Here is a 17,013-nt window from a genome sequence, read left to right as displayed (position 1 = left end):
GCTGGTTGTGAAGCGCGCGGGAATGGCGCTTATTCACCGATTGCCGGCACGGCGGCGCGCGCCGGGGCGGCATCGCGTCTGGCCGGCAGGGCGGGGAATTGCATCTCGGCATAGGACACGAAGCGCGTCTTGCGCGCAATGCGATAGCCCAGCCAGATCAGGAGGAAGATCGGGATGCCGATATAGGTGGCGGCCACGCTGACCCAGTCGATCTTGCCGCTGGTGAAAGCCTGGTAGTTCTGCCCAAGCGTCACGATCAGGCACAGCGCAAAGGCGAAGATCGGCCCGTAGGGGAAGAACGGCGAGCGGTAAGGCAGCCGGTCCAGGTCCAGCCCTTGCGCGACAAAGCCCTTGCGGAAGCGGTAATGGCTGACCGCAATGCCCAGCCACGCGATAAATCCGGTCATGCCGGACAGGTTCAGCAGCCACAGGTAGACCGACCTGCTTTCGAACAACGAGGTGAGAAAGCACAGCGCGCCCACCGCGGTAGTGGCCAGCAGCGCCATCAGCGGCACGCCGTTGCGCGTGAGCTGCGCAAAGATGCGCGGCGCGCGGCCTTCGGTGGCCAGGTTGTACAGCATGCGGGTGGAGGCATACATGCCAGAATTGCCGGCCGACAGCACCGCGGTCAGGATCACCGCGTTCATCACGCCTGCCGCAAAGGCCAGGCCCGCATGGCGGAACACCAGCGTGAACGGGCTGACGCCCACGGTCTGCACGTCGTTCTTGAGCAGGTTCGGGTCGGTGTAGGGGATCAGGATGCCGATGATCAGGATCGCCAGCACATAGAACAGCAGGATGCGCCAGAACACCTGGCGCACCGCGCGCGGGATGTTCTTGGCCGGATCGGCCGATTCGCCGGCGGCGACGCCGATCAGCTCGGTGCCCTGGAACGAGAAGCCGGCGATCATGGCCACGCCGATCAGCGCCGGCAGGCCGCCGACGAAGGGCGCGTCGCCGGTGGTCAGGTTGGCCAGTCCGTGGGAGGCCGACACGTCGCCGCGCAGGATGCCGAAGATCATCAGCGTGCCGATGCCGATAAAGGCGATCACCGTCACCACCTTGACCAGCGCGCACCAGTACTCGGCCTCGCCGAAGCCGCGCACCGAGATCGCGTTGAGCAGGAACATCAGGCCCAGGAACAGCGCGCTCCACAGCACGCCCGGCGTGTCGGGGAACCAGTACTGCATCACCAGCTGGGCCGCGGCCAGTTCCACCGCGATGGTCACCGCCCAGTTGTACCAGTAGTTCCAGCCGAGCGCGAAGCCGAAGCCTTCATCGACATAGCGCGCGCCATAGGTGGCGAACGAGCCCGACACCGGCATATAGGCCGCCAGCTCGCCCAGGCTGGTCATCAGGAAATAGACCATCGCCCCGATCAGGATATAGGCGGCCAGCGCGCCGCCGGGGCCGGCCTGTGCGATGGTGGCACCCGAGGCCACGAACAGCCCCGTGCCGATCGAGCCGCCGATGGCGATCATGGTGAGATGGCGTGCCCGCAGGGTGCGGCGCAGCGTCGGCGCGGGGGCGCCGGAAGAGGTGGGCTGGGAAGGTTGGCTTGACATCAGGATCCGGTCTGGGCGCGCGCCAGGACAAAAGGTCGCGAAGGCGCGCAACTATGCCGGCATCGCCGAGAGGCGGCAAGCTGCGCCGAAGCGCCAGCCGCACGGGTCGCGGCGGCCCGCCGCCAGTGCCTCCTCCCGGTTCTACCGGCCGGTATATTGGGCGGCATCATAAGAGAAATCGTTGTGCAGGGAAAGCCGCTGCGCGAGCCGCGCGCCGCCCGGTGTGCCGCATTGGCCGCGTGACCGCATTACCTGTGCATGCGATGTAGGACAAACACCCGACGCGGAACAGGAATGGCACCGCTGCCACGGCAGCGGCGCGCGGTATATCGTGCGAGGTAGCAGGCGCTGCATGCCGGCCGGCGCGCGGGGCCAGCCCCATCCCATCCCGCCGCAGGGAGACCTCACGGATGTTCCAGACGCTCTGTCATGTTCCGTTCGATACCCGGCCAAGCCGTGCCGCGAGGCACGCGGGCGCCAGCCGGGGCCTGCGCCGGCTGACGGCGGCGATGCTCGGGTCGGCGCTGGCGGCCGGGTTGCTGGCAGGGTGCGCCAGCCTGCCAGCCTCGGCGCAGCGCACCCCCTCGAGCGCCCCGGTCAGTACCGCCGACACCCCGCTGGGCAAGGTGCTGGCGCCGCGCCTGGCGCAGCACCCAGGCGAGTCGCTGTTCTATCCGCTGCAGTCCGGGCCCGACGCGCTCGCTGCGCGGCTGGCGATGGCGCGTGCGGCGCAACGCAGCCTGGACCTGCAGACCTATATCTTCGAGACCACCGGCACCGGCGCCGCCGTGCTGGGCGACATCATCGACGCGGCCGACCGCGGCGTGCGCGTGCGCATGCTGCTCGACGACCTGCATACCGGTGGCATGGACAAGATCCTGTCGGCCATCGATTCGCATCCCAATATCGAGGTGCGACTGTTCAATCCGTTTGCCAACCGCAGCGTGCGCTGGCTGGAAATGCTGGCCGGCTTCAAGCGGCTGGACCGGCGCATGCACAACAAGTCGATGACGGTGGACAACCAGATGACCCTGCTGGGCGGGCGCAATGTCGGCGATGCCTACTTCTCCGCGCGCGCCGACATGGACTTCAGCGACCTCGATGTGCTGATTGCCGGACCGGCGGTGCCGCAGGTATCGGCGGTGTTCGACGAATACTGGAACGACCAGTCCTCATACCCGGTGGTGGCGTTGATCCCCGCAGGCAAGGAAGCGCCGGTTGAGATGCGCAGCCTGCGCAAGGGCCTGGAAGCACGCGGCGACCAGGCCGTCGCCAGCCCCTACGTGAAGGAATTGCTGGAGTCCGGCCTGGCCAAGGGCATCGAGAGCGGCCGCATGCCTGCCTACAGCGGCAAGGCTGTCGTGGTCTCCGACAAGGCCGCCAAGATTACGCACCAGACCGACGACGACCCCGGGCACGCCACCGCCCGGCTCGAGAAAATGATCAACGGCGCGCAGAAGGAAGTGCTGCTGATCTCGCCGTACTTCGTGCCGGACGACGATGGCGAGGCCTGGCTGATCGCCCTGGCAAAGCGCGGCATCCGCGTGCGCATCCTGACCAACTCGTTTGCCGCCACCGATGTCAGCCCGGTGCATGCCGGCTACGCCCCGCACCGGCTGGCGCTGGTGGCCGCGGGCGTCGAGCTGTACGAGCTCAAGCCCAGCGCCTACGCCGAACTGGCAAGCAGCGGCAAGGCCGCGCGCGGTTCGCGCTCGCGCTCATGGCTGTCGTCCAGCCGCGCCAGCCTGCATGCCAAGAACTACATCGTCGACCGGCACCTGGTATTCATCGGCTCGCTCAACATGGACCCGCGCTCGGCCAAGCTCAATACCGAGATGGGCGTCGTGCTGGACAGCCCGGCGCTGGCCGAGCGCATGATCAAGTCCACCGAGCACGGGCTGCTCGACATGGCCTATCGCGTCGGCATGCAGACCGATGGCGACGGCGGCAACCGGCGTCTGACCTGGACCACGCGCGAGAAGGGGCAGCTCATGGTCTATGACAGCGAACCCGGCATGGGTCCGCTGCAGCATCTGGGCATCGGCGTGCTGCGCGTGCTCCCGATCAAGGAAGAGCTATAAGCCTGGCTGCGGTGCTGCACCGCGCCTTTCCTGAACCCGGGTTTGGGCGTATGGTTTTCCGCTTCGTTGCCTGCCGCAAAGGAGCTTCATGAAGGCCGCTGTCCTGTATCAACCCAAGACCCCGCTGATTATCGAAGACGTTGCCATCGGCAAGCCCGGCCCGCGCGAGGTGCTGGTGCGCACCGCCGCCGTGGGCGTGTGCCACTCGGACCTGCATTTCCTGGACGGTGCCTACCCGTACCCGATGCCGGCAATCCTGGGCCACGAGGCCGCGGGTGTGGTCGAGCAGGTCGGCGCCGAAGTGCGCACGGTCAAGCCCGGTGACCACGTGATCACCTGCCTGTCGGCCTACTGCGGCCATTGCGAACACTGCCTGACCGGCCGCCTGTCGCTGTGCATTGAGCCCGATACCCGCCGCCGCGAAGGCGAAGAGCCGCGCCTGATGGCCCGCCAGGGCGGGCCCATGAACCAGTTCCTGAACCTGTCGGCGTTCGCCGAGCAGATGCTGATCCATGAGCACGCGCTGGTGGCAATACGGCGCGACATGCCGCTGGACCGCGCCGCGCTGATCGGCTGCGCGGTCACCACCGGCATGGGCGCGGTGATCCATACCGCGAAGGTGCAGCCGGGCGAGACCGTTGCCGTGATCGGCTGCGGCGGCATCGGGCTGGCCACGGTCAACAGCGCCGCCATCGCCGGTGCCGGGCGCATCATCGCCATCGACCGCGTGCCGGCCAAGCTGGAGCTGGCGCGCAGGTTCGGCGCGACCGACGTGATCGACGCCGGCAATGCCGATGTGCTGGATGCCGTGCGCACCCTCACCGGCGGCGGCGTGCACCATGCCTTCGAGGCCATCGGCCTGAAGCAGACCACCGAGCAGGCCTTTGCCATGCTGCGCCGGGGCGGCACCGCCACGGTCATCGGCATGATCGCGCCGGGCGTCAAGATTGAACTGAAGGGCAGCGATTTCCTGGGCGAGAAGCGCATCCAGGGCTCGCTGATGGGCTCCAACCGCTTCCCGGTGGACATGCCGCGCATGGTGGACTTCTATATGGCCGGCCGCCTGCACCTGGACGAACTGATCGCGCAGCGCCTGCCGCTGGAGCGCATCAACGATGCCTTCGACCAACTGCGCCGCGGCGAGCTGGCGCGCTCGGTGATCCTGTTCGATTAAGGGCCGCCGCCCACAGCGCCATGGTTCGCGCTGTGGGACAATCGCGGCGCACCGCAATGACGAGGCGCCGCATGAAGACAATCGAATGGAAGGACTGGGAGATTTTTTGCCGCGTGGTGGAAGGCGGCGGCTTCACCCAGGGGGCCGAGCTGGCAGAGGTACCCAAATCTTCCGCCAGCGCCGCGGTGGCACGGCTGGAAAGCCAGCTAGGCATCCGCCTGTTCGAGCGCACCACGCGCCGCGTGCGCGTGACCGAACGCGGCCAGCGCCTGTATGAGCGCGTGGCGCCGCTGTTCGCCGAACTCCATGAAATCAGTGCCGAGGCTACCTCGGACAGCGCCGAAGTCAGCGGCCTGCTGCGCATCTCCACCCCCTATGAAGTCGGCTCCCAGCATCTGTCCGAAAGCCTGACGCGCGTGCTGCGCGCCCACCCCGGCCTGCGCGTGCAGGTCGATGTCAGCTGGGACCAGCCCGACCTGATCCGCCACGGCTACGACCTCGCGTTCGTGATGACCGACACCGCGCTGCACGACACCTCGTTCGCCAGCAAGCGCGTGGTGCTGGTTGAGCGCGCCTTCTATGCCGCGCCGGCACTGATCAAGACGCGCGGGCTGCCGCGCACGCCGCAGGACCTGCAGGGGTGGCCCACGCTGGGCAATGCCGACGACCGCCACTGGGAGTTCCTGCGCGACGGCGTGGAGATTGCACGCCTGGATGTCGAGCCGCGCATCTGCACCCATAACGCCGAGCTGCGGCTCAAGGCGGCGCTCGACGGGCTGGGCGTGACGCGGCTGTCGCCGCGCTTCGTGCAGGATGCGGTCGGTCAGGGGCAACTGGTGCGGGTGCTGCCGGGCTATGCCTCATCGCCGCTGAAGGTCTACGTGCTGATGCCGGCGCGCAAGCTGATGCCGGCCAGCGTGCGGGTGCTGCTGGACATGCTGGAGCAGACGCTGGGGGTGCCGGAGGCGCGGCGCCCGTACGGCAAGCGGAGGGAGAACGCTTAGCTGCCGCGGCCTCCGCTTGCGGGCATCGGTCAATAAGGCTGCTCGGCCGGCCGCACGTCAAAGTGCAGCACTTCGGCAAGATCCAGCATCTCCTCGTCGTCCTCGCTGCGCGTGATCCAGCCGCCGTAGGCGTCGCCGCCGGTATCCCAGTTCCACAGCGTATAGCCGGCCACGCGCAATTGGTTGTGCGCCAGCTCCATCAGTTCCGGCACGCTGGTGGTCTCCAGGAAGGCTTCTTCCTCGGGGTCGTCGCTGCCCCAGTCGATCTCCAGGTCGATCCGTTCGCACAACTGGTTCAGGCAGCCGATAAAGGACTGGGCATCCTTCCAGTCGACAAAGAACCCGGACTGCCAGTCGATGACCTCACGGATCACCCACAGCAGTTCCTGGCCATCGGTGTCATCGTCCTCGGCATCGAGCAGGGCATCTTCAAACATCGACAGCTGCGCCGAGGTCTGCGCGCTGTCGCCAAGGTTGATCAGGGCGAAGAAACGCGCAATCGCGTCCTGCGTGTCGTCGTCCAGGGGTGTGGCCATCTTGTTTTCTCCTGTTGCTTGCTGCGGTCTCCTAGGCCGCGATGCGAATGATCTCGCGTTGGCCCGCCGGTGTCACGCGCAACGCGCGCGAGGTGCGCGTAGGCTCGACCCAGCCGCGCGACAGCAGGCTGCCCAACAGCGCCGCGCCAAGCGCGCCGCCCAGGTGCGGCTTGCGCTCGCTCCAGTCCGGGCAGGTGCAGGCAAACTGGCGCCGCTTGCGCCGCGCCGCCTCCACGTCGACACCCAGCCCCGCCAGCGCCTGCGCGCCGTCGCCGCTCAGGTCTACGCGCTGTCCGTCCAGCATCAGCCAGCCTGAATGCGTCATCCGCTCGAACAGGCCCACGGCCAGCTCGCCCGCCAGGTGGTCATAGCAGGTGCGCGCCTGGCGCAGCGCCGGTGGCGCGGTGCGCGATACCGGCACGTCGCGCAGCCGCGGCGGCTGGCTGGCCAGCGACGCCGACGCCAGCGCCTCGATCGCCACGCCGATCTCCGGCGCGGCCAGGCGGTAGTAGCGGTTGCGCCCGCGCGTCTCCGCCACCAGCAGCCCGCCTTCGGTCAAGCGGGCCAGGTGGCCGCTGGTGGAGGAGGCCGACAGCCCGGCGATCAGCGCCAGCTCGCCGGCGGGCCGGGCGCTGCCGTCCATCAGCGCCCACAGCATGGCCGCGCGGCCGGGATCGGCGAGCAGGGCGGCGAGGTGGCTGATGCCCGGGGTGTAATCCATGGTTTGGCTCCGGATGAAAGGTGGCATGCGGAGTATAGGAGATGGGCCGGTCGTTGTGACCTCGGGGAATAAAGTCCTACCGAAATGTATGGTTCAGCCATCCCTAGCAGCGTGAAGCGGCAGTCCTTTGTCGCCTCGCGCTGCCGCTCTGCAGCAGCGCCTACATTCCCGTTGTCTCCCCACCTCCCGCCAGGCCGCACCCAGCAAGGGCCAATCCGAAACTAACCGGTTTGCCTCTCGGCATGGCAGCTCCGGTAGACATCGGCAAATCTTGGCACGGCGAGGATTTGCTGCACGAGTTCCCAGAAGCACGCGAAGTCCTCTTTTCGCTTCGTGAGGTTGGCCAGTGCGCGATGGAGGGAATCCGGCTCGGCCGTTAGCGCCGACACTCGCTTGCCAAGTCGGACAAAAGCGTCCGCAATATCATGCGTCGGCCCCAGCAGGGTCAGCGATGCGATGCGCTCTGGTATCCGCATGGCCAAGTTTAAAGCTAGCCGCCCAGCTCCAGCGCTCGCCCATGCTCGCCGAGTAGCCACTTCGGACGCACCGTTGGAAAAGGCGCAGAGAAAAGATGGACGAAAATCGCCCGGCAGCGCCTCTCGCTCAATGCCGCGCCGGCCGGCAGACTGTTCCCATGCACGACTACGTCTTGGCCTCCCCTGACTGACCGCCAGCATCGCCCGATTGCCGGTCCAAACGTCGAAGACGCACAATCATTTCCTTCTCGGCTTGTTTGTCGCCGTGGGCCTTCGCGGCTTCAATTCCCTTCTGAAAGGCTACACGCGCCTTCGCATCTTGGCCGAGGTCCACATAGAGAACTCCGAGGGCTCGCCAAGCACCCGAATAGTGCGGGTCCAACTCGGTGGCTTTGACCAGATGAGGGACAGCAGCGGCCAACTCTCCTTGTTGCTGGTACGCCATTGCAAGCGTGACCCTGAGCAGAACGGAGTCCTGGCCAGCGGCGAGTCGTCGCTCCAGCGGTGCTATCGAGAACTTTGGCATGGTCATAGCCCTCCTCTGTCTCCTCACGCGTGTACAGCGGACCTACAAGCCGGGCCAGTGTGTGACTTCGCTTCAAAACCAACGCGCAAATGAAGGGAACGTGCTCGGCGAGAACGCAAGTGGCACAACCATGAACTCGACGAGAGGGCCGCCACGGGCACGACGACGATTGTTGCCGGTTGGCCGACCGCCGACTTCGTACCAACCACGCTTTGCGGAGCGGCGCGTGGACAATGCGATTCAATGGGTGACCGACACTACCTGCCCGGAAATGTCTTCCAGAATACATTTCTGGTAGACCTGTGCGACCACCGCCGCCCGAACGCCCTTGGCGGGGTCGCGTCCCATCGCTTCGAGCGTCTCCCACACCCATCCGGGGCTGATGACATTCACGCGAATCTTGCCTTGCAATTCGAGCGCTGCCGCCCGCCCGAACGCCTCAATGGCGGCGTTCACGGTGCTTACTGCTGCACCACCGAGCATTGGATGCTGCGCGAGGGTGCCACTGGTAAGCGTGACCGACCCGCCCTGGGAGATGTATGGAACCCCATACCGTACAAGATTGACCTGCCCCATCAGTTTATTGGCTAGGCTGAATGCAAAATCGTCGTCAGTCAGGCTGTCCAGTGGGGCGAATTTCGCGGTACCTCCTACGCAGACCACGGCATCAACCATCCCCAGTTGTTTGTACATCGCCAGAATCGACTGCTTGTCGGAGATGTCGACTGAGACCGCCGGCGAGCTACGACTGGCCCCGACCACGTCGTGCTCTTCCGACAATAAAGTCGTAATTTCTTTCCCAAGAAGCCCTGAGGCTCCAATGACCAGGATGCGCATACGTCCCCCTGATAACAGATGATGGGTGGTAGTGAATGGCCCACAGTACCCAGCCCGTTTTCAAGATGAAATAGCCTAGTTCATAGCATACGCCTTGCACGCAACTACGCGCCGACAACAGCTGCTTGGGTACCGAGCGGCAAGGAATGGCCACACTCGCTCGGCCATATTGCCGCGAAGACGCCGCCATGGAACCCCGTGGCGCGAGAGCTACTCAGACTGTTCTTTCTCAGTGTGCATCAAATTGACTCCGATCATGTTCGAGGACCGGAGTTGGTTACAGCTGACTGTGATTGGTGCAAGTCGCGGCGCGTTGGGGCGCTCTGCCTACCCCGCAGATCGGCGATGAACCAAAAAAACCCGCGCGGGCGGGGATGTGTAGCCGAGGGGTCAATCACGACGTGACTGAACGATGGCCGAATGTTCCGAACATTTCTGCCCCACTGGGGCAGGGTCAAGTTTCAGGGGTCGGCATTGGTGCCAGCAACTTTTGCTTTGCCACGTTGCCCTTTGATCCTGAAGAAGAACATCGGCAAAGCCGGTCCCTCCTATGTCGCCAGGTAATCCTGGTTTCGCATTGTTGGCGAATGCTCCCCGTCGCGCCCACTTCTGTGCCGAGAGCTCAGGGGTGCCCCCCGCCTCAGTTCAGCACGCCGTACGCACGCGCTTCAAAGATAGCCTGCGTGCGCGTCTTGACCGCCAGCTTCTTATAGATGTTCTTGACGTGCGACTCGATGGTCAGCCGCGACAGTGACAGTGCGTCGGCGATCTCGCGGTTGGTCGACCCCTTGTTGATGAAGACGAGGATCTCGGTCTCGCGTGCGCTGAGCAGCGGCTTTGCGCTTCCCGTCGGTGAAAGCCTGGTCTCGGCGGGTGCGGCCTTGGGTACCAATGTCGTGAGTAGCCGCTTGGCAATGGACGGATCGATCGGCGTGCCACCGCGCAGCGCGCCCCGCAGGCACACCGTCAGCTCGATGTCGTCGCGCTCCTTGAGCAGGTAGCCGGTGGCGCCGGCGATCAGCGCGCCGACGATTTCCGTGTCCGTGCCCGGTGATGCAATCACGACGATGGGCAGATCCGGAGCACGCTCGCGCAGGCACCGGATCAGCTCGATGCCACCGCCATCGGGCAGGCTGGTGTCGACCAGCGCCATGTCGAACGGACCCTGATCCACCATCGCGCAGGCCTGCGCGATGGTGCCCGCGAACGAGAGCGCGCCGGCCGCGTAGTCGAGCACGGTGAGGATCCCGCAAAGGCGCGTCAGCATCGGGCTCTCGTGCCCGACCAGCAGCAGTTGGCCACGCATGACGTTTCGGCGGCTATCGGAGAGCGTCGCGTTCGTTGGCATGGAGAAAGGCATGGGGGCTGGTGCGACCAGGGATGCGAGCTGCATGCCCGGTCGGGTGCAGTTCAGATGATCAGCGGCGCTGATTTCACCATCGGACCCGCAGTGATGCAATACGGCAACTGTCGTATGCGATTGACATGGCTGACCCCTTTTCTCGTTCTGGTTTGACCCTTGGTAGCGGCGCATGCCACGGTATTGCGTGGCATGCAGCTGGGCCTTGGGTAGAAGTAAAGCCCAATCAGGCGGTTTTTCCTATACCTGAAATCAGGCAGAGGCTGCTGCCGCGCGTTGGGGCAAGCCATCTCCCCCGAATGAGGCTGGGGGCCAGCCAGGCAGGTTTGCGATACCGCGCGGCGCAACCTCGGGCGGTAGCCCTGCTGATCAAAATACCAATTCTCAGGGATTGTGCCCGACCTCACCGTCACCTTAAATTCCGCTTGAATTTGCGCGCCGCAACTAGAAACACAGCAAGGGTCAACGATGGAACGGCGCGCAAAGACAAGGTGCCTTCGTCGTGCCGCAGCACGCCATGCGCGAGCCGGCTGGCGCGGAGCCACCAGCGGGGTCGAGCGCGTGCAGCCTGCTGCCTGCGCACTGCGCCAGGTAGGAACGGGTAACAAAAAGTGGGTTTGCCAGCGAGGGCATCCGTCTTCCGCAGCCGCCATGCCGGCCCTGCGGCGCGATGCGCTTCGACCTTTTTCGGACCGGTTGCGCCGGCCCGGGGGACTGGTTTTGCCTTCAGCACGGGCTGCCGTGCGAAACCGATGATTTGACCGGACACATTCGAGTCCTTCCGGAGAGTTCCATGTCCAATAGTCTGCAGAAGTGGGTAGGGCGAAATCGCCCGCCTCGGGTCCAGATTTCATATGACGTAGAGGTCGGTGACGCGGTCGAGAAGCGCGAGCTGCCCATGGTGGTCGGCCTGCTGGCGGACCTGTCCGGGCAACCGGCAGTGCCGCCGCCCAAGCTCAAGGAACGGCGCTTCATCGAGATCGACCGCGACAACTTCGACGGGATCATGGGCAAGATCGCGCCGCGCCTGGAGTTGTCCGTGCCCGACACCATGAAGGGCGACACCAATCTCAAGGTCGAACTGCGCTTCGACAAGTTCAGCGACTTCCATCCCGAAAGCCTGGTGGCGCAGGTGCCGCGCCTGGCCAAGCTGCTGGAAGCACGCCAGCAACTGCGCGACCTGCTCGGCAAGCTCGATGGCAACGACGAACTCGACGTGCTGCTCGAGCGCATCGTCAACAACGCCGATGAGCTCAAGCTGGTGCGCAGCGAAGCCGACTCCGGCGCCGCGGCGGCACAGCCGGAAACCGGAGACGCCACGCCGGCATGACGCGGCGGCGGGCGCGGGCATCGAGGCCCGCAGGACGCAACGAATTCACAAAGGGTGAACCAGATGGCAAAGAACTCCGCAGCGGACAACGCGAGCGCCGAATCAAAGGGGAGCACCACGGCCGCAGCCGAGCGTGAACTGACGCTGCTCGACCGTATCGTGCAGGAAGGCAATATGGCGGTGGAGCCGTCGCAGAGCGGCTATGCCAGGAAGCTGATCGGCCAGCTGGCCTCGCAGATCCTTGACGAGGGCATGCGCACCAGCCCGGACAAGAGCCTGGTGGCAACCATCAACGAGCGCGTGGCCGAGATCGACCGCCTGCTGAGCGACCAGCTCAACGCGATCATGCACGACCCCGCGTTCCAGGCGCTGGAAGGCGCGTGGACCGGCCTGCACGACATGGTCTACGGCACCGAGACCGGCACCAGCCTGAAGCTGCGCCTGCTCAACGTGACCAAGGCCGAGCTGCTGAAGGATCTTGAAACCGCAGTCGACCACGACATGAGCGTGCTGTTCAAGAAGATCTACGAAGAAGAGTACGGCACCTTCGGCGGCCATCCCTACACGCTGCTGATCGGCGACTACAGCTTCGGCCGCCATCCGCAGGACGTGGCGCTGCTTGAGCGGATATCGAAGGTGGCAGCCGCCGCCCATGCACCGTTCATCACCAGCGCGGCGCCGAGCCTGTTCGACCTGCGCGCTTTCACCGAGCTGGGCGTGACTCGCGACCTGGCCAAGATCTTCGAGAGCGCGGAGCTGGCGCAGTGGCGCGGCTTCCGCGAAACCGAGGATTCGCGCTATGTGTCGCTGGTGCTGCCGTCCTACGCGGCGCGCCTGCCTTACGGCGCCAGGACCAATCCGGTCGAGAGCTTCAATTTCGAAGAAGACGTCGACGGCACCGACCACAGCAAGTACCTGTGGGCCAACTCGGCCTACCAGCTGGGCCTGCGCATCACCGACGCGCATGCCAAGTACAACTGGTCGACCGCCATCCGCGGCGTTGAAGGCGGCGGCAAGGTCGACGGCCTGGTTGCGCATACCTACAAGACGGATGAAGGCGACGTCGCGCTCAAGTGCCCGACCGAGGTCACCATCACCGACCGCCGCGAGAAGGAGCTCAACGACCTGGGCTTCATCGCCATCGTCAATGCCAAGGGCTCGAACAGCGCCACCTTCTTTGGCAGCCAGACGGCAAACAAGCCCAAGGTCTACAACAAGGACCAGGCCAACGCCAACGCGCAGTTGTCTGCCCGGCTGCCGTATGTGCTGGCGGCTTCGCGCTTTGCGCACTACCTGAAGGTGATCATGCGCGACAAGGTGGGCAGCTTCCAGACGCGCGGGGACGTGGAGCGCTACCTGAACAACTGGATCGCCGACTACGTGCTGCTCAATCCCTCCGCGACGCCGGAGGCCAAGTCGCGCTTTCCGCTGAGCGCCGCGCGCGTCGACGTGACCGAGGTGCCGGGCAAGCCCGGCGCCTACCGTGCCACGTGTTTCCTGAAGCCGCACTTCCAGATGGAAGAACTGACCGCATCGATCCGCCTGGTTGCAGACCTGCCGGCAGCGGCAGCGTAGACCGGCAGACTCGCATCCCGGCATCCCCGGGCATAACGGAACTGAGAGAGCACAGACACCATGGACACCATCATTCTCGACATCCCCGAGATCAAGGGCAGCAACAAGCAGCAGACTGGCCGTGCCGCCGAGCGCATCCAGATCTATTCGTTCTCGCACGGCGTGGCGATGGCCGTGACCAATGACCCGGCCAACTCGAAGCGCACCTCGGGCAAGGCGCAGTTCCAGAGCATGACGATGTCAAAGAAGACCGACCAGGCCACGCCCGGCCTGTACGCCGCGTGCGCCGCCGGCAAGTCGCTCGGCGATGTGAAACTCGAGATCGGACGAACCGAAGACGGTGCGTTCCGCTCGGAGATGACCTACACGCTGAGCGACGCGATCGTCGAGTCCATCCAGACCGCTGGCGGCATGGGCGATTCCTCCGACACGTTCACGCTCGACTTCACCCGCATCACCGCGTTCTTCACGCAACAGAAGGGCGACGCGCAGAAGGAAGGCACGGCGGCGTTCGGCTGGGACCTGGTGGAGAACATGGCCTGCGCGGTGTCCGCGCCGCCGGAGCCGCAGAAGAAGGCGGCGTAAGCGGGGCCGCACATGTCCGTCATCGTCACCGGGTGGCCGATGCCGCTGTTCGAGCGGCTGTCGGCGGGTGCGAACGCCCCCTCGGCGCAGTTGCTCCAGGGCGAGCCACTGCGCCAGTCGGTGGCGCGCGAGCTTGCCCGGCTGCTCAATACGCGCTCGCGGCTGACGGCGGCGCAGTTCCTGGAGTCGGACGGGACCGTGCTCGACTACGGTGTGCCGGACTTCTCCTTCCGCTCGTTCCAGTCGGTGCCGGACTGCGACGCGATTGCGGCGCTGGTTGCGCATGCGATCGCGATGTTCGAGCCGCGCCTGCGCCAGGCGCGCGTACGCTTTGCCGAGCGCGACACCCCGCGCCCGGTCCTGGTGATCGACGGCGAGTTGCCGCTGGGCGCCGCGCCGGTGCGCGTGGCATTCGAGCTCGCCGCGGCAGGCCAGGCCGCTGACCCGCGCTGGGGCGATCATGGCTGAGGGCATCGCAGACGGTGCCGGCGACGGCGGCATCCTGCCGTACTACAAGCGCGAGCTTGCCTACCTGCGCACGGAAGGCGCCGCGTTTGCCGAGCGCTATCCCAACGTGGCCGCGCGCATTGCGCTGCATGGCACCGAATCGCTCGACCCGCATACCGAGCGCCTGATCGAAGCCACCGCCTTTCTGGCGGCGCGCGTGCATCGCGACCTGGACCAGGTGTTCCCGCAAGTTGCCGCGGCGCTGCTGGAGAACGTGTGCCCGTCGCTGGTGCAGCCGGTGCCGTCGATGACGGTGGTGCAGTTCGATCTCGACGCGGCCCAGGGCAAGGTGACCGCCGGCTACGCCGTGCCGCGCCACACCGGCCTGCATGCATGCACCGAGGGCGGCGAGATGTGCCGCTTTCGCACGGCGTGGGACACGACGCTGTGGCCGCTGGCGGTCACGCACGCGCGCATGACCGATGACAACGGCCTGCGGCTGACGCTTGAATGCGCCGACGGCGTCGATTTCTCCGAGCTCGAACTGGGAACGCTGCGCATCCATCTGCACGGCGACTGGATGGTGACCGTGCCGTTGTATGAACTGCTGGTCACCAGCGTGGCCGGCGTCAGCGTCGAGCCGCCAGATGGCCCGCCGGCGTGGCTGCCCGCCAGCGCGTGGCGCGAGGCCGGCTACGGCCCCGGCGAGAACGTGCTGCCGCAGCCGCCGCATGCGCAGCCGGCCTACGGGCTGATGCAGGAGTACTTCGCCTTCGCGCGCAAGTTTCACTTCTTCGACCTGGACCTGCCCGCCGGCCGGCTCGGCAAGGGCCGCAGCTGCGACGTGGTGCTGCGCCTGCAGCGCAGCGCACCCGGGCTGGGCCGGCTGCATGCCGGCATGTTCCGGCTTGGCTGCGTGCCGGCGATCAACCTGTTCTCGCAGACCAGCGAGCCCATCATGATCGACCACCGGCACTATGAGTACCGGCTGGTGGCAGACCAGCGCCGCGAGGCGATGACCGAGATCCATTCGATCCGGTCGGTGGTGCTGTCGGATCCGGCCAGCGACCGCTCGCTGGCGGTGCCGCCGTTCGCGGCGGCCACCGACGACCCGGCCGAAGGCGAGCTGTTCTGGCACGCGCGCCGCGAGCCGACCTTGCGGGCCAACCTGTCCGGCACCGACATGTATCTCAGCTTCATCGATGCGGGCAACGTGCAGCGCCTGCCGGCGGCACCCGTGGCGTACGCCAACGTGCTGTGCACCAATCGCCGGCTCGCGGAGCAGGTGCCGGTGGGTGCGCGCATGGTGCTGGAGGATGTGTCGCAGTACGCGCAGGTGCGCTGCCTCTATGAGCCGACCGTGCAGCGCAATCCGCCCATGGGCAGCGAGACCTTGTGGCCGCTGATCTCGCTGCTGACGCTGCACCACGGCACCCTGGCCGGCGGTGGCACCGGGCGCCATGAGGTGCAGCAGATGCTGCGGCTGTTCGCGGGCGACGGCCACCGCCAGCAGGACCAGGTGCGGGGCATCCGCAGCGTGCGCGCGCGCGGCGCGGCCGCGCACGTGGGCACCGAGGCCTGGCGCGGCTACTGCCGTGGCACCGAGGTCTCGATCGAGTTCGATCCCGATGCCTTTGTCGGCGGCTCGCCGCTGCTGCTGGGAGCGGTGCTGGCGCGCTTCCTTGCGCTGTATGCCTCAGTCAATTCCTTCGTGCGGCTAGTCGTGCGCCGCGGAGACGAGATATGGAAGCAATGGCCCGCGATGACGGGCAGCCAGCAGCTGCTTTGATCGACCGCCTGGCGTCCAACCCGGCCGGCTTCGACCTGTTCCAGGCCATCAGCCTGATCGAACGCGCGGTGCCGGGGGCTCAGCCGGTCGGCCGCGGCAATGGCGCCGGGGAGGCGGTGCGCCTGCGCGGACTGGTCTCGCTGGCCTTCCAGCCGCGCGACATCGGCGCGGTGCACGCGTCCGCTGAAGGCGCTGGCCGGGGCGGGCGCCCGTTCACGCTGACGACGCCCGTGATGTCGCTGGCGGGGGCAGGCGGGCCGCTGCCGCTCGCATACACCGAGATGCTGCTCGAACGCCGCGCCGCGCGCGACCCCGCGATGGGCGACCTGCTCGACAGCTTCAATCACCGCTTCCTGTCCTTCCTGTATCGCGGCCGGCGCAAGCACTCGCCCGCACTGGGCGGCCAGCGCCCGACCGGCGGCACGCTGGCGGCGTGCCTGGATGCGCTCAGCAACCTCGGCTTGCAGCGTGGGCCCTCAACCGCCAATGCACCCGCCGGCGCGGCACCGTGGCTGCGCCATGCCGGGCTGCTGGGCGCGGCGCCGCGTTCGATGGCGGGGTTGCTGGCCATGCTGGGGGACCGTCTCGGCCTGGGCGTGAGCGGGACGCAGTGTCTCGGCGGCTGGCTGCCGGTTGAAGCCAGCGATGCCGTGCGGCTCGGCGGACGCGGTGCAGCCGGGGGTATCACGCTCGGCGGCGGTGCGGTGCTGGGGCGGCGCACCTGGGACCAGGCCGCCGGCATCCGGCTTGATGTGCAGGTGCCCGGAGCCGAGCGCCTGCGGGCCTTGCTGCCCGGCGGGCGCGACCACGCGCTGGTCGCGGCGCTGGTGCGCGCCTATGTGCCGCAACCGCTCGATGTGCGGCTCGCGCTCCATCTCGGCACGCGCCAGCCCGCGGGGCTGGGGCTCGGTGCGCGCCTGGGCTGGACCGCCTGGCTGGCCGGCGGCGCCCAGGCACGGCCCGCGCCGGTGCAACTGGCGTTGCGAGCGCACGCATCCTGACCGGCA

Annotated in this window: 15 protein-coding genes; 9 read left to right on the top strand and 6 right to left on the bottom strand. The window is 66.7% G+C overall.

Going from position 1 to position 17,013, the window contains the following annotated elements; translation table 11 throughout:
- Positions 1-29 precede the first annotated feature (29 nt).
- Positions 30-1,565: an amino acid permease gene (locus C265_RS19930; protein ID WP_010810746.1), complete on the bottom strand. Its 1,536-nt coding sequence runs from the start codon at positions 1,563-1,565 to the stop codon at positions 30-32.
- 410 nt (positions 1,566-1,975) lie between these two features.
- Between C265_RS19930 and C265_RS19925 the strand changes: the two genes are divergently transcribed.
- The 3 genes from C265_RS19925 (at position 1,976) to C265_RS19915 (ending at position 5,824) form a co-directional block, all read left to right on the top strand.
- Positions 1,976-3,646: a phospholipase D family protein gene (locus C265_RS19925; RefSeq protein WP_010810745.1), complete on the top strand. Its 1,671-nt coding sequence runs from the start codon at positions 1,976-1,978 to the stop codon at positions 3,644-3,646.
- 88 nt (positions 3,647-3,734) lie between these two features.
- Complete coding sequence (locus tag C265_RS19920) at positions 3,735-4,820, top strand: Zn-dependent alcohol dehydrogenase (RefSeq protein ID WP_010810744.1); 1,086 nt, start codon at positions 3,735-3,737, stop codon at positions 4,818-4,820.
- A gap of 71 nt (positions 4,821-4,891) precedes the next feature.
- Positions 4,892-5,824, top strand: a complete 933-nt coding sequence (locus tag C265_RS19915; protein ID WP_010810743.1) for a LysR family transcriptional regulator — start codon at positions 4,892-4,894, stop codon at positions 5,822-5,824.
- Between the two features lie 29 nt (positions 5,825-5,853).
- On the opposite strand, the gene C265_RS19910 is transcribed toward C265_RS19915, so the two are convergent.
- The 5 genes from C265_RS19910 to C265_RS19885 all read right to left on the bottom strand — a co-directional run bounded on the left by C265_RS19910 (position 5,854) and on the right by C265_RS19885 (position 10,226).
- A complete protein-coding gene (locus C265_RS19910; protein ID WP_010810742.1) occupies positions 5,854-6,360 on the bottom strand; it encodes a hypothetical protein in 507 nt (168 codons plus the stop codon).
- 31 nt (positions 6,361-6,391) lie between these two features.
- On the bottom strand, positions 6,392-7,081 hold the full coding sequence (locus tag C265_RS19905; RefSeq protein ID WP_010810741.1) for a helix-turn-helix transcriptional regulator: 690 nt from the start codon (positions 7,079-7,081) through the stop codon (positions 6,392-6,394).
- A 642-nt stretch (positions 7,082-7,723) separates the two neighbouring features.
- Positions 7,724-8,083, bottom strand: coding sequence for a tetratricopeptide repeat protein (locus C265_RS19895; protein WP_052181657.1), 360 nt, complete (start codon positions 8,081-8,083; stop codon positions 7,724-7,726).
- A 240-nt stretch (positions 8,084-8,323) separates the two neighbouring features.
- Positions 8,324-8,920 carry a short chain dehydrogenase gene (locus tag C265_RS19890; protein WP_010810738.1) on the bottom strand — a complete coding sequence of 199 codons (597 nt, stop codon included), beginning with the start codon at positions 8,918-8,920 and terminating at the stop codon, positions 8,324-8,326.
- 640 nt (positions 8,921-9,560) lie between these two features.
- Complete coding sequence (locus C265_RS19885; RefSeq protein WP_010810737.1) at positions 9,561-10,226, bottom strand: response regulator transcription factor; 666 nt, start codon at positions 10,224-10,226, stop codon at positions 9,561-9,563.
- Positions 10,227-11,073: 847 nt separating this feature from the next.
- Here C265_RS19885 and tssB point away from each other — a divergent pair.
- From tssB to tssG, 6 genes are all read left to right on the top strand, one after another.
- Complete coding sequence (gene tssB, locus C265_RS19880) at positions 11,074-11,610, top strand: type VI secretion system contractile sheath small subunit (RefSeq protein ID WP_011617867.1); 537 nt, start codon at positions 11,074-11,076, stop codon at positions 11,608-11,610.
- 63 nt (positions 11,611-11,673) lie between these two features.
- Positions 11,674-13,185, top strand: coding sequence for a type VI secretion system contractile sheath large subunit (tssC, locus tag C265_RS19875; RefSeq protein ID WP_010810735.1), 1,512 nt, complete (start codon positions 11,674-11,676; stop codon positions 13,183-13,185).
- A gap of 60 nt (positions 13,186-13,245) precedes the next feature.
- The gene (locus C265_RS19870) at positions 13,246-13,770 is read left to right on the top strand and encodes a type VI secretion system tube protein Hcp (RefSeq protein WP_010810734.1); all 525 of its coding nucleotides are present in this window, start codon (positions 13,246-13,248) and stop codon (positions 13,768-13,770) included.
- Positions 13,771-13,782: 12 nt separating this feature from the next.
- Positions 13,783-14,238, top strand: a complete 456-nt coding sequence (gene tssE / locus C265_RS19865) for a type VI secretion system baseplate subunit TssE (protein WP_010810733.1) — start codon at positions 13,783-13,785, stop codon at positions 14,236-14,238.
- Positions 14,231-16,006 carry a type VI secretion system baseplate subunit TssF gene (gene tssF, locus C265_RS19860; protein ID WP_010810732.1) on the top strand — a complete coding sequence of 592 codons (1,776 nt, stop codon included), beginning with the start codon at positions 14,231-14,233 and terminating at the stop codon, positions 16,004-16,006. Before tssE ends, tssF begins: the two co-directional genes overlap by 8 nt.
- Positions 15,961-17,007, top strand: a complete 1,047-nt coding sequence (gene tssG, locus C265_RS19855) for a type VI secretion system baseplate subunit TssG (RefSeq protein ID WP_010810731.1) — start codon at positions 15,961-15,963, stop codon at positions 17,005-17,007. Before tssF ends, tssG begins: the two co-directional genes overlap by 46 nt.
- The last annotated feature ends 6 nt before the right edge of the window (positions 17,008-17,013 follow it).

The sequence above is a fragment of the Cupriavidus sp. GA3-3 genome, from assembly GCF_000389805.1.
GTDB lineage: Bacteria > Pseudomonadota > Gammaproteobacteria > Burkholderiales > Burkholderiaceae > Cupriavidus > Cupriavidus necator_D.
The sequence above is the reverse complement of the archived record's forward strand: the minus strand, read 5'-3'. Positions and strand labels throughout refer to the sequence as shown.